General features: G+C 48.7%; 13 protein-coding genes. 5 read left to right on the top strand and 8 right to left on the bottom strand.

The window, feature by feature from the left end; translation table 11 throughout:
• Window positions 1-163 precede the first annotated feature (163 nt).
• Entirely contained in the window at window positions 164-1192 is a 1029-nt protein-coding gene (gene pyrC / locus EWA64_RS20415) for a dihydroorotase (RefSeq protein WP_061894415.1), read from the bottom strand.
• Between the two features lie 215 nt (window positions 1193-1407).
• Here pyrC and EWA64_RS20410 point away from each other — a divergent pair, with 215 nt between their 5' ends.
• Window positions 1408-3225 (top strand): hybrid-cluster NAD(P)-dependent oxidoreductase, encoded by a 1818-nt coding sequence (locus EWA64_RS20410; protein ID WP_061894416.1) that lies wholly within the window; start codon window positions 1408-1410, stop codon window positions 3223-3225.
• Between the two features lie 89 nt (window positions 3226-3314).
• On the opposite strand, the gene nadE is transcribed toward EWA64_RS20410, so the two are convergent.
• Window positions 3315-4145 carry an NAD(+) synthase gene (gene nadE / locus EWA64_RS20405; RefSeq protein ID WP_061894417.1) on the bottom strand — a complete coding sequence of 277 codons (831 nt, stop codon included), beginning with the start codon at window positions 4143-4145 and terminating at the stop codon, window positions 3315-3317.
• A gap of 147 nt (window positions 4146-4292) precedes the next feature.
• Here nadE and EWA64_RS20400 point away from each other — a divergent pair, with 147 nt between their 5' ends.
• Window positions 4293-4826 carry a nicotinate-nicotinamide nucleotide adenylyltransferase gene (locus EWA64_RS20400; RefSeq protein ID WP_061894418.1) on the top strand — a complete coding sequence of 178 codons (534 nt, stop codon included), beginning with the start codon at window positions 4293-4295 and terminating at the stop codon, window positions 4824-4826.
• 103 nt (window positions 4827-4929) lie between these two features.
• Entirely contained in the window at window positions 4930-5307 is a 378-nt protein-coding gene (locus EWA64_RS20395) for a hypothetical protein (RefSeq protein ID WP_230857247.1), read from the top strand.
• A gap of 71 nt (window positions 5308-5378) precedes the next feature.
• On the opposite strand, the gene EWA64_RS20390 is transcribed toward EWA64_RS20395, so the two are convergent.
• Complete coding sequence (locus EWA64_RS20390; protein WP_061894419.1) at window positions 5379-5984, bottom strand: hypothetical protein; 606 nt, start codon at window positions 5982-5984, stop codon at window positions 5379-5381.
• A gap of 229 nt (window positions 5985-6213) precedes the next feature.
• Here EWA64_RS20390 and EWA64_RS20385 point away from each other — a divergent pair, with 229 nt between their 5' ends.
• The gene (locus tag EWA64_RS20385; RefSeq protein ID WP_061894420.1) at window positions 6214-7335 is read left to right on the top strand and encodes a 1-acyl-sn-glycerol-3-phosphate acyltransferase; all 1122 of its coding nucleotides are present in this window, start codon (window positions 6214-6216) and stop codon (window positions 7333-7335) included.
• A 100-nt stretch (window positions 7336-7435) separates the two neighbouring features.
• Here the strand turns inward: EWA64_RS20385 and EWA64_RS20380 are convergent, their stop codons facing one another.
• Window positions 7436-8035, bottom strand: coding sequence for a hypothetical protein (locus tag EWA64_RS20380; RefSeq protein WP_139045670.1), 600 nt, complete (start codon window positions 8033-8035; stop codon window positions 7436-7438).
• A 203-nt stretch (window positions 8036-8238) separates the two neighbouring features.
• A complete protein-coding gene (locus EWA64_RS20375) occupies window positions 8239-8538 on the bottom strand; it encodes a YfcZ/YiiS family protein (protein ID WP_061894421.1) in 300 nt (99 codons plus the stop codon).
• A 488-nt stretch (window positions 8539-9026) separates the two neighbouring features.
• Here EWA64_RS20375 and EWA64_RS20370 point away from each other — a divergent pair, with 488 nt between their 5' ends.
• Complete coding sequence (locus EWA64_RS20370) at window positions 9027-9485, top strand: TetR/AcrR family transcriptional regulator (protein ID WP_061894422.1); 459 nt, start codon at window positions 9027-9029, stop codon at window positions 9483-9485.
• Between the two features lie 52 nt (window positions 9486-9537).
• Here the strand turns inward: EWA64_RS20370 and EWA64_RS20365 are convergent, their stop codons facing one another.
• Genes EWA64_RS20365 through EWA64_RS20355 form a run of 3 tightly spaced genes read right to left on the bottom strand, consistent with a single transcriptional unit; the run spans window position 9538 to window position 12163 of the window.
• Window positions 9538-10323, bottom strand: coding sequence for a heme ABC transporter ATP-binding protein (locus tag EWA64_RS20365; protein ID WP_061894423.1), 786 nt, complete (start codon window positions 10321-10323; stop codon window positions 9538-9540).
• Window positions 10320-11351, bottom strand: coding sequence for a FecCD family ABC transporter permease (locus tag EWA64_RS20360; protein ID WP_061894424.1), 1032 nt, complete (start codon window positions 11349-11351; stop codon window positions 10320-10322). The genes EWA64_RS20365 and EWA64_RS20360 overlap by 4 nt, the downstream gene beginning before the upstream one ends.
• Before the next feature lie 8 nt (window positions 11352-11359).
• Window positions 11360-12163, bottom strand: a complete 804-nt coding sequence (locus EWA64_RS20355; RefSeq protein WP_425315135.1) for a heme/hemin ABC transporter substrate-binding protein — start codon at window positions 12161-12163, stop codon at window positions 11360-11362.
• Window positions 12164-12189: the final 26 nt, after the last annotated feature.

Genomic DNA, 12189 nt, shown 5'->3' with positions numbered 1-12189 from the left:
CTAAATCTAGATGCATATCGCGCCGTCAATCATTGTTATAGATTATTAGAGACGGTTGGTTTGCCGCTCCGAGTGTCACTTATAAGCGTAGATGATGAAATGTGAAAGGAATAAAAAAGCCGCTAAAATCAGCGGCCTTATTGCGATTTTCGCTACAAATCGATTATTGTACGGTCCATTCAATCTTTTCGTTAGCACGGATAGGCACTACTTCATCACCGCCAAATGGCATAGAAGCGGGAACGGACCACGCTTGCTTGATGAGAGTAACGGTGTCCGCATTGCGTGGTAGGGCGTAGAAATCAGCGCCGTTGTAACTGGCAAACGCTTCTAAATTCTCCAGTTTTCCTTCTTGTTCAAACACTTCAGCATAGAGCTCAAGTGCAGCGTGCGCAGTGTAAGAGCCGGCGCAGCCACACGCGGACTCTTTCGCCCCTTTAGCGTGCGGGGCTGAATCGGTCCCTAGGAAAAACTTTTTGCTGCCGCTGGTGGCCGCTTTGCGTAGCGCCAGTTGGTGAGTGTTGCGTTTTAGTACTGGCAAGCAGTAAAAATGCGGTTTGATGCCACCAACTAGCATGTGATTACGGTTGTAAAGCAAGTGATGAGCGGTAATGGTTGCCGCCACGTTGTCACCCGCTTGGTTGACAAAGTCGACCGCGTCTGAGGTGGTGATGTGCTCTAAAACGATTTTTAGACCAGGGAAGTCATTTACAATCGGTGCTAAAACCGTTTTAAGGAAAGTCTTTTCGCGGTCGAAAATGTCGACATCGTGATGAGTCACTTCGCCGTGGACCAGCAGCAGCATACCGGCGTCTTGCATCGCTTGCAGCGTTGGGTAAATTTTCTTTACGTCGGTCACACCAGAGTCGGAGTTTGTCGTTGCGCCAGCTGGATAGAGTTTCGCCGCGACGATGATACCACTTGCCTTCGCACGGTGAATTTCTTCAGCGGTGGTGTTGTCGGTGAGATAGAGCGTCATCAGTGGTTCAAACTGGGCGGCGGGTTGGTGCGCCATAATACGCTCGCGGTAAGCGTGCGCCATTTCGGTGGTGGTAACAGGAGGAACGGTATTGGGCATCACCAGCGCGCGACCGTTATAGCGGCTAATATCGCGAACGGTATCGGCTAAAACCTCGCCATCGCGTAGGTGAACGTGCCAGTCGTCAGGACGAGTAATCGTAAGTGTTGTCATTGTTGCTCCCACCAAAAGTTGTGATCCGAAAGGAGCCTAAACAGTTTGCGCAAACGCTACCGTTTAGGCGACAGGATGATATAGGAAAGCGTCTGACATTTCATCCGCTTTTTCATTGCGGTTACAGTTTGCCATTCTGCAAATTAAAAACGTTTTAACATGGATATCAATTGTTTATCATATGCTTCACGCCAAATAACAAGGAAGCGAAGCCCATGTCACAAGCCATTCTCAAACAAATTAACGTGTTTCCGGTGAAATCGGTCGGTGGACTGTCCCTCTCCAGTGCTTGGGTCGAGAAGCAGGGGCTGAGTTTTGACCGCCGCTTTATGCTGGCAACCGCCGATGGTGGCATGGTAACAGCGCGCAAATATCCTCAATTGGTGACCATTTCTTCCGCGCTTGTGGCTGACGGTGTGGTGTTTAGCTCTGTTGGCAAACCATCACTGACGATTCGCTACCGCGATTTTAAAATGCAAGAAGCACCCGCGCAGGTGTGGAAAGATCAGTTTATTGCCTATACCACCACCGATGAAGCGGATGACTGGTTTAGTGACGTGTTGCAGCAGCGTGTCGAACTGTTGTTTTGCGGTGAACAGTCGAACCGAGTGCGTGAAAAAGTAGGGCACAACGTCAGTTTTGCCGATGGTTATCCCTTGCTTGTCATCAGTGAAGCGTCTTTGGCGGAGCTGAATCGTCGTAGTCCTGAACATCATCTGATGGATCAATTTCGCACTAATTTAGTGGTGAGCAATACCGATGCGTTTGCCGAGGACGGTTGGAAACGCATTCGTATTGGCGAGGTGGAATTTGAGGCTGTCAAGCCGTGTGAGCGCTGCGTATTGACCACAGTAGATGTGGAAAAAGGTCAGTTTCGCCAGAGTAAAGAGCCGCTAAAAACCTTGCTGCAATTTAGAGCCAATGAACGTGGCGGCGTGTTTTTTGGCCAGAACTTAGTCGCGCTTAATGAAGGGATGATCCGCGCGGGCGATCGCGTAGAAGTGCTCGAAAGCAAAGAGAGAGAGTTCTACCCGGACAACTCGCCAGCGCGCATTGAACTGACTTGTGTTGAGAAAGAGACCATAGCGCGTGATTTTATCACCTTTTGGTTGGAGCCAAAGTCGGGGCAATTGCCTATCTACCAACCCGGCCAGCACCTACCGATTGAAATTGAAATTGATGGAGCCCGGATTGCGCGCCGCTATACGCTCTCGTCGAGTCCATCTCGACCTGGGCGTTATGCTATATCGGTCAAGCGTATTGAAGGTGGGCGCGTATCGAACTGGTTGGCAGAGCATCTTTCCGTCGGTGATGTGCTCAGTGCGCAAACGCCTGATGGTCAGTTTCATCTCACCGATAAACACAGCCCGTTACTTCTGCTCTCAGCCGGAAGCGGTGTGACTCCGATGCTCTCCATGTTGCGTTATTTGGCTGATCATCAAGCGATGGACGATGTGGTTTTTTACCATCAGTGCCGTAGTGTTGAAGACATTCCGTGCCGTGACGAGTTAGAGCAGTTGAAAGCGCAGCATCCGGGCCTGAGTGTGAAAATCGCCTTAACTCAAGCGCCAGTGGATTGGTTCGGGCTCAAAGGACGGCTGAGCTTATCGCACATCAAACAGATCCCAGCGGTTGAGACGCGTCAGGTGTTTGTGTGCGGGCCAGATGGCTTTATGCAAAAAGCTAAGAGTCTATTGCTGAAAAAAGGCTTGCCTGAAAACCATTACCATCAAGAAGCTTTTGGGGTTTCTGCTGCAACCAATAAACCGCTGCAAAACGTGACCATCCGCTTCGGTGAGCACGAATTTGACGGCAACAACCAGCAGCCTTTGCTCGAACAAGTGGAAAACGCAGGATTGGAGATGAGCTACAGTTGCCGCGCCGGGTTTTGTGGCGCATGCAAAGTGACGGTCACTGCAGGGCGTGTGCATCAGCTGGACGTGCCTGCGCTGTCGGAGGAAGAGAAACGTGACGGTAAAGCGCTAGCGTGTTGCTGCGTACCAGAGTCGGATGTGACTTTCCAGCTCGGCTAACGTCGCGCAACTTATCTCATCCGCAGTAAACAAAAAGCCAGTTGCACAGCGCAACTGGCTTTTTACATGGTGTCATGTCAGCGAGTTATTCAGTCGTAGATGGTTGGAATAGGCTGACGTTTATGTTGGGTGGCTTTGTAGATAGCAATCAGTCGCTCAGACACTGCTTGGCTGACGGGTTTGCCTTCGAGGAAATCGTCAATCTGCTCGTACGTCAGATTCAATGCATCTTCGTCGGCCTTCTGTGGTGCCAGCTCTTCCAAATCCGCTGTTGGCGTCTTTTTCACCAGCAATTCTGGCGCGCCCAAGGTTGCGGCGACTTGTCGCACCTGACGTTTACTTAAGCCAAATAGGGGAGCCATATCGCAAGCGCCATCCCCAAATTTGGTATAAAAACCCGTAATGTTCTCTGCCGAGTGATCCGTCCCTAACACCAAACCGCCAACGTAACCGGCGATTTCGTATTGCGCCACCATGCGAGCACGCGCTTTGACGTTACCTTTAACAAAGTCTACTTTGGCTGCATCGCTCGGAATCAAGCCCGTTCCTTCTAGCGCTCGGTGTGACGCCGCGTGTAAGCCGTCGACGCCTTGTTTGATGTTGACGGAAACGGAATGAGTTGGCTGGATAAAAGAGAGTGCCAACTGCGCTTCGTCTTCGTCTTTTTGCTCACCATAAGGAAGGCGTACGGCGATAAATTGATAGGCGTTAGTGCCGCTCTCTGCATTTAACTCATTGACGGCTAACTGTGCTAAACGGCCGCAAGTCGTGGAATCGACACCGCCGCTGATACCAAGAACCAGCGCTTTGCATCCGGATTCAAGCAGTTTTCGTTTGATGAAAGAAACGCGACGTTCAATTTCAAAATGCGGGTCAATTGTTGGGAGAACACGCATTTCATCGCGGATGAGTTGTTCCATTTCGGTTTCCTTTTCCTGCAAGCTTAAGTCATCTGAAGTACACCTGAAGGGGTAAATCCAGATGAGTAATACAAAATAATCAAGACTGGTAGTATCATACCCGATTCATTTGAAGAGAAAACTCCAAAGCCTGAGTAAATACCATTTATGCTGAAAATCGCTGTATTTGGGAGTGCGTTTAATCCCCCCAGTTTGGGTCACAAAAGTGTGATCGAGTCTCTGTCCCATTTTGACTTAGTCCTATTAGAACCGGCGATTGCCCATGCGTGGGGCAAAACCATGCTCGATTACCCAACTCGGTGCGAACTGCTTGACGCATTTATTGAGGATCTGTCGCTCTCGAACATTCAGCGTTCCTCATTTGAGCAAGAGTTATACCAGCCAGGTCAAAGCGTCACCACTTTTGCCCTATTAGAAAAAATTCAAGAAAAGTATCCTGATGCCGATATTACCTTTGTGATCGGACCAGATAACTTTTTTAAGTTTGCTGACTTCCATAAAGCGCAAGAAATACTCAAGCGCTGGTCAGTGATGGCTTGCCCTGAGAAGGTAAAAATCAGAAGTACCGATATTCGTCGGGCGGCTGAAAATGGTGAAAGTTTACATACGCTAACTACAGCATCGGTCACAAAATTATTGATTAAAAAGTGTCTGTATAAGACAATACCCGCTTCTGAGTAGAGGTCTGATGAGCATGTTGAAGAATCTGGTTATCGCAAGTTTTTATCTGCTGCTATCTCATCATGCTTACGCTTCATGCGTTCTTCCCGAAGAGCGTTCGGTGATGTTAGAAGATGAGATGTATGAGGCATGCCAGAGCATCGATGAGGATGAAAGCGATGCAGTGATACTTCATTTGGATGATCAACAGACCACACAACAAAAAGATTATTGGGATGAATGGGCACTTAAATCTGAAGACAGCCCTGTGATCAGCCAAAATTTAGCCAGTAATCATTTTGGTATTGGTTTTTGGTTGCCGGAGGAGTACCAAAAAGAAGCGCAAAATATGACAACAGAAGAGTGGTTGCGTAGTCATGGCGTGCTTTTTAGTATTGGTTTTGGCGACAAAAAAGCAGGTCATCCGCGAATGCGCTTTGATTACCGCTGGCACGATACCTCGGAAGGGGATGTGATGATGCAAATCGAACTGCCTTTTTAAGCGTTTCGTGCTTTTTCACTTACCGCCGCGATTACGCGGCGGTGTCGTATTGTAAGTCCCCAATTTCTCGCTTAGAGAATCCGCCCTGCGATGGCTTCACAAGCTTGATCGCACTGCGCTAGATTTCCCGCAAACAATGCATCGACAATCGCATCTTTACTCACACCGGATTGCTGGCGTTTGAGCGCTTCACGCACCAATAAAGCCAGATAGACTTCATTTGGCAGTGCTTTGCTCGCTTTTTCCCAATGATTTATCGCGTCGTTGAGCGGGTTGGGCAAAGAAGATGGCTCAAGTTCGGTGATCTCACGTTTGAGCACGGCGAGCAATTCGTTTTGGGCAGCGGAGTGAGCGGGTGTCACGGCAAGTTTGTCGCACAGTGCACTCATCAAGGGGGTGAGTGTCACGTAGCCTGAACTGCTTGGAAACAATTCTTTGAGTCTAAGAGAAAGATCGCACCGCTCTAGCTGTGTATGTGGCAGAATCGTCAGCGCGGTTAAGCAGTTTTGTGGGATCCAAAATGCTTGCTCAGGTTTGACCGCAAACTCTTGCTTACCGAGTTTCACCAGCGCAAGACCAGTGCGCACAATCACCAGTTGATGTTTCAAAGTGCGCTTTCTCGCCGTGGCGAATAGGTGGCGGTGGTGCTCGCTTTTAAACTCGATCGCGTAGTTCATTTTAGGTACCTCAAATCTTGGGGCGCCAAGATTACCGCCTCTTAAGGCAAAAGCCAACTGCTGCCCCGGAGATTGGGTATTTTCGGCACTTCGATGAACCCAGAGCGCAACAAATTGTCATATTTGTGATTTGACTGGTATGACCTTCCTCAAACTATGGCTAAGGTAGCTGCGTACGCGAATAACAATGCGTAGAATGTGCCAGCTTTTTTAAAACACGAAAAGAATAATGACTGACCATATCGATCCTTATGCAGAGATTCGTCCTTACAATGACGAAGAGATCCCTGCGGCAATAGAGCGCTTGATCCAAGACGATGAATTTATCAGTGCGATATTGCAACATCGTTTTCCACAGCGTAGTCCTTGGTTCAAAGGACTAGTAAAACCGTTTCTGCGTCTCTATCTGAAGCGCAAGTGGCGTACGCTGGATTCTGTTGAAGCCATCCAGTTAGTGGTGAAACGCTATCTGGAAGATACTTTAGAGAGCACCACCGACGGGGTGACGTATAGCGGGCTCGATAAACTTGACCGCAACAGTGCCTATCTGTTTGTCTCCAACCATCGTGACATTGCGATGGATCCGGCTTTGGTCAACTATGGGCTATTTACCAGCGGACACAAAACGGTACGTATCGCGATAGGTGATAACCTACTGAAAAAGCCGTGTGCCACGGAGCTGATGAAGCTAAACAAGAGCTTTATTGTGAAGCGTTCGGTAAAAGCGCCGCGTGAAATGATGAAAGTGCTGGGCCAGCTCTCTTCCTATATCAAGTTTTCTCTTGATAGCGGTAACTCGATTTGGATCGCGCAGAAAGAGGGCCGAGCAAAAGATGGCAATGATTTTACCGATCCCGCTATTTTAAAGATGTTTCATGTTGAAGGCCGTAAGCAAAAAATCGCCTTTGCTGACTATATGGCGGCGCTGAAAATTGTTCCTGTTTCCATCTCATACGAGAACGATCCGTGCGACATCGCTAAGGCGAAAGAGTTGTACGAGAAAGCGACGCATGGCCGCTATGAGAAAGGTGAGTTTGAGGATATCGAGAGCATCATACAGGGAATTGTCGGCTACAAAGGCCGAGTACATGTCGCGTTTGGTGATGTGATCCAAGGGGCTTTTGAAACGCCAGAAGCATTGGCGCAAGAGATTGATCGTCAAATTCATGCCAACTACTACGTCTATCCGATCAACCGTCTGGCCGCTGGTCAAGAAAGTGCGGAGATTGCGGAGGCCGTGCGTCGTCAGCTAAGCGAGAAATTGCATCAACTCCCAGAGGGCGCCAGAGACTATTTGGTGGCGAGCTACGCCAACCCGGTCAACAATCAGTTACAAACAGATTGCAGATAAGCGTTTAACCATTCAAAACAAAAGTCGTCCAATTGGTCGGCTTTTGTTTTTTTACTTTCTCATCAACGGCATTATTTGTTTTAGCGCGCCACTGCTTGTGCTAGCGAGCCACTGCGCCACCAAGGTTGAGCTCTTGTGGCCATTTGGATATGCGGTTACCCCCGAGGAAAATGTTGCCTTTGACGGTCATTTTATTGGGGAACTCGCTTAAGGCCGATCCGCCGATATACAGATTCCCTTCTACCACGATCCCTTCCGGTAGGCTTTTTAGCGGTGTGCGAATCACGCTGAGGTCACCTTTGACGACCAAGCCGTTGGGCAGCTTTTCCAGGGGTGTATCGGTCAAATTAAGGTAACCGCCAAGTTTCACCCCTGCTGGCCAGTTTTTAATTTGGCTGCCGAGTAAGTTGGCATAGCCTTTTATTGAAGTACCGGCATAGACGGTAGTGAGTGTGCTATTTCTCGCATCCAAGCTGCCTTGAATATCGAGATCTTGTGGCAGTGCTTTTATTGCTGTTTTACCGATATTGAGATTGCCTTTGACTTTCAATCCGTCTGGTAGCGAAGTGTAGGGTTTGTTTCGCAGGTCTAAATTGCCGTAGTTATCCAGATGATTGAGGATCTGATAGTGATCGAGGGCTTGCGCTTGAAGAGTTATGGGCAAGAGTAATAGACAAGAGAGCAGAACAGACCGTGTCACGACAACATCCTAGTTTGAGAACAGTAGCGAAGTATCAGTGTACTCTACTTAGGCGAAAAAGGTGAAGGTGACTGCAACGTGTTTAAAATATATTCGCCAAGTTGCTTTTTTATTACTTTAGGATGAGTGGAGTTTAATCAATCACCAAATATAAAAACGAGCCTCATAGAGACTCGTTTGCATATAATTTAAACAAATTAGTATTAACGTGCTAAAGAACGACTTTTTAATTCAAAAATCAGTTTTTCTGCACTCACTTCAAACTTAAAGCGCGCTTTTAATTCGGTCGATTCAGAATTGAGTTCGCTGGTATTAAATTCAACGTTTTCATTCACCGACTTTGCCAATTCTAAATAACGTGCAAATTCTGCTTCCAGCAACTCTTTTGAACTTGCATAAATGGTAACGTCGGCAACATTATCGCCTTCTTTAATAATGAACCCAATCTCACCAGCGCAGCCACAGGCCTCACATACGGCGTTTTCTTGTGTCTCAATGCTCATAACGAATCCTCACTTAAAAAAGGGATTATAGCGGACTCACTCGGTTTCTATCTAGTCAGATTAAGCGCAGTGAGCATAACCCGCTTATCATTTTAGCTTTTGTTAATGGATGACGTGATCTCCGTCAATTTTTGAACCGATTTAACCGTTTAGTAGTACAGTAAACCTGTTGCGTGAGTTGCACCTTTGAGAATTTTATTACAGTATCTCGGCATAAATAAATTTTACATAATCTATCGCTATTAAAAGATTCTTCAAGCAGATAGAAAATCCAATTTGATAACAATATTTGTTGTTAATTTGGTTGCATATTCTGTGATTTGGATTTGCTCTTAGGCATGCCTCTGCATTTATTGCAGAGTACCGTCATAAAAAGTAGGTGATTTTATTTTCGGTTTGCAGTCTAAGGGCCGTGATCCCTAGTCGCGATGACCATTCCTGCTCCATACGTAGAGCAGGATGTATTTACAAAGAGTAGAGCTGAAAATATGCCAAAGCGTAGTAAAGAAGATACCGAAATCACTATCCAGAAAATCATGGATGCGGTTGTTGATCAACTTCTGAGACTGGGGTACGACAAAATGTCCTACACCACTCTTAGCCAACAGACAGGCATTTCACGTACGGGGATAAGCCACCATTTTCCAAAGAAAACGGACTTTACCTCGGCACTGGATGGGCGGATTTTTAAGTTGTTTGTGGAGCACCTTGAGTTCGATAAAGGCCTGGGTGAATTTTCTCATAGCTGGATAGCTGCACTGGAAAATGACCAATTCCGTGCCATCCTCCGTCTGCTGTTTCACCACATCGTGGCGGCAGAGCGTGCCCATGATTTTGCCGCCAATGGCATCGATCGTTTGTATAAAATGGTGGATAGCCAGTTTGGTGAGGGCAGTGAGAAAGAGTTGGAATGGCTGATAGGTAAATCATTGATTCAGCTAAGTTAGTGGAATAAAAAAGCTCCGAGTTTCGGAGCTTTTTTATTTTCACGTTTACGCGTTATGCTGCGGCATGGACCAGTGGGAAGCCCAGAGTTGGGTGCTGAGCTATCAGTGCTTTGTAGCCATAGACATTTTCAATTATGTCTGGCGTTAACGCTTGCCATGGCGCAGCGTCTACCGCAATTCTCCCTTGATGTAAGATGACCAAACGATCCGAATATTGTGCAGCGAGGTTTAGATCGTGCAAGACAACGATGACGGCCGCATTTTCCTCTTTGGCCAACTGACGTGCAATCACCAACGTGTTGTGCTGGTGGGCAAGATCGAGTGCCGAAGTCGGCTCATCCAACATCAAAATTTTATCTTTTCCCGCTTGGTGCAATTGTGTCAGCACTCTCGCTAAATGGAGCCTTTGCTTTTCGCCGCCCGATAGCGAAGGGTAGACGCTTTCGGCAAGATGCAATACATCGGTCTTTTGCATGTAATCTTGGGCCAGTTGGCTGACTTTATGCTGCGGCAAACTTAAGGGGATCGCGCCCAGCTCGACCACTTCACGTGCCAGGAAAGGAAAGGTGAGTGCGCTGCTCTGTGGCAAAAGGCCGAGATGGCGGGACAGTTCGGCGGGCTGCCATTGTGAAGCCGCTTTGCCGAAATATTCGATCTCATTTTGCGATGAAATTTCGCGGCATAGCAGCTTGAGCAAGGTACTTTTGCCTGCGCCATTTGGACCGAGCAATGCGGTCACTTCGCCAGCTCGAAAATCAATATCGACTTTGTTTAGCACCACTCGGGAGCCAAATTTGACCTCCAGTTGTCGACCACTTAGCACGACATGTCCACTCACAGCATTTTTCCTTTTTGTTGCAGTAACAGATAGATGAAGAAAGGAGCGCCAATCGCCGCTGTGACAATACCGACAGGCAGTTCTGCGGGGGCTACTGCGATGCGTGCAATCATATCGGCAGCTGTCAGCAGCAACGCGCCAAGCATCGCCGAAATAGGGATCAGCTTGCGATGGTCCGGCCCGGCGAGCATTCGGCCAAGATGAGGGATGACCAAACCGATAAAACCGACCGCGCCACAAATGCTGACCGTTACGCCGACGCCCACAGCCGCCAAGGTGATCAGCCCTCGCTTGAGTGATTGCACCTCAATGCCAAGGTGTCTTGCCTCGGCCTCTCCGAGTAACAGCGCGTTGAGTGGCATCGCTTTGCGGGCAAAGTAACCATAAAGAATCAGCATAGTGACCAGTGCCAGCATGATGGATGACCAACTGGCGGCGGCGAGAGATCCCATCGACCATAATGAGAGATCGCGTAAGGTTTGATCGTCGGCGAGAAAATTGAGATAGCCAATCACCGCGCCAGAAATGGCACTGATAGCGACACCCGCAAGTAGCATGATGGTGACTGACGTACCGAACTTGCTCGCGCCAATACGATAGACAAGCCATGTTGCGCCCGCACCGCCGAGAAAGCTAAACAGCGGCAAAATCGCCAAGTTCATCAGCTGCGGATATAGGTGACTGACTTGAGAAAGGCCGACAATGGCCACTGCGCCGCCGAGCGCGGCACCGGCCGAGACGCCGATGATACCGGGTTCGGCTAATGGGTTACGAAACAAGCCTTGCATTACTACGCCACACAACGCGAGGATCGCGCCGACCAACATACAGAGTAAGGTGCGTGGCAGGCGGATCTCGCGGATCACGATGTCGATGTGCGCTGGTAAGTCGCCTAAATTAAGTAAGCTGTGGAAAGTGTCATTGGCGCTGATGTTCATCGGCCCGACGGTCACTGAAGAGACGGCGGTTGCAACTAACAGCAAGCTAAAAAAGCACAGCACTTGGGCAAGAGAAAGACGGCGTAACATGGTGATCACTAGTTGGTATAGAGAAGCTGATTAAGACGCTCAGCTTCGGCTAAGCTTTTTAGACCTAAGCCACCCACAAGGGCTGACCCATCGATGGTGACGATCTGTTTATTGATGCCTGCTGGGGTTGCAGCAAGTAGCGGTAACATCTTGATGATTGCATCCGGCCCGCCTAATTTTTCATAGCTTCGGCCGCTCACCAAAATCACATCGGGCTGCATTTCGACCATGGCTTCTGTTGACAGCGGTTTGTATGAGTTTAATTGTGTCGCGGCGGGGTTGATGGCACCAGCGAGCGTGATGATGGCATCTGGCGTAGTGTCATTGCCAGCCACGCTGGGGGCGCGACCATCGTGGATCAAAAGAAACAGCACTTTCTTTTTACTGCTTTCGGCCGGTTGATTACTGTCGAGCTTAGTTACTTGCTGGGCCACGATCTGTTTCAACTGAGAAGCTGCTTCTTTACGATCAAGTAGTTGAGCAATATCGTCGATACGCTGCATCAAGCCGTCGACATCAGCGTCGGTGTTAACCACTTTCACATCCACACCGGTGGATTTAAGCTGTGCTAGCACAGGTGCTGGGCCCATTTCATCGGAGCCGACGAGCGTGGTTGGGTTTAGCGCCAGTAATCCTTCAGCGGAGAGGCTGCGGTGATAGCCAATTTTGGGCAGTGATACCGAATCGGGTAGATGACTCGTCACATCGACGCCGACTAAACTTTTTTCAGCGTGGAGCGCAAAAACCAGTTCAGTTACGGCGCTGCCTGCGCTGATGAGGCGTTCCTCTGCGGTGGCGGTTTGGCTCACCATCACTGTGCCAAGCAGAGCGATGCTCG

Source organism: Vibrio cidicii (genome assembly GCF_009665415.1).
Lineage (GTDB): Bacteria > Pseudomonadota > Gammaproteobacteria > Enterobacterales > Vibrionaceae > Vibrio > Vibrio cidicii.
Note: the sequence above shows the minus strand (reverse complement) of the source record. Positions and strands in the feature narration are given on the sequence as shown.

Coding starts and splice junctions, on each gene's coding strand:
- EWA64_RS20385 (WP_061894420.1), top strand. CDS start 6,214: ATGACTGACCATATCGATCCTTATGCAGAGATTCGTCCTTACAATGAC.
- EWA64_RS20400 (WP_061894418.1), top strand. CDS start 4,293: ATGCTGAAAATCGCTGTATTTGGGAGTGCGTTTAATCCCCCCAGTTTG.
- EWA64_RS20370 (WP_061894422.1), top strand. CDS start 9,027: ATGCCAAAGCGTAGTAAAGAAGATACCGAAATCACTATCCAGAAAATC.
- EWA64_RS20410 (WP_061894416.1), top strand. CDS start 1,408: ATGTCACAAGCCATTCTCAAACAAATTAACGTGTTTCCGGTGAAATCG.
- EWA64_RS20375 (WP_061894421.1), bottom strand. CDS start 8,538: ATGAGCATTGAGACACAAGAAAACGCCGTATGTGAGGCCTGTGGCTGC.
- EWA64_RS20360 (WP_061894424.1), bottom strand. CDS start 11,351: ATGTTACGCCGTCTTTCTCTTGCCCAAGTGCTGTGCTTTTTTAGCTTG.
- pyrC (WP_061894415.1), bottom strand. CDS start 1,192: ATGACAACACTTACGATTACTCGTCCTGACGACTGGCACGTTCACCTA.
- EWA64_RS20355 (WP_425315135.1), bottom strand. CDS start 12,163: ATGGTGAGCCAAACCGCCACCGCAGAGGAACGCCTCATCAGCGCAGGC.
- nadE (WP_061894417.1), bottom strand. CDS start 4,145: ATGGAACAACTCATCCGCGATGAAATGCGTGTTCTCCCAACAATTGAC.
- EWA64_RS20395 (WP_230857247.1), top strand. CDS start 4,930: ATGTTAGAAGATGAGATGTATGAGGCATGCCAGAGCATCGATGAGGAT.
- EWA64_RS20390 (WP_061894419.1), bottom strand. CDS start 5,984: ATGAACTACGCGATCGAGTTTAAAAGCGAGCACCACCGCCACCTATTC.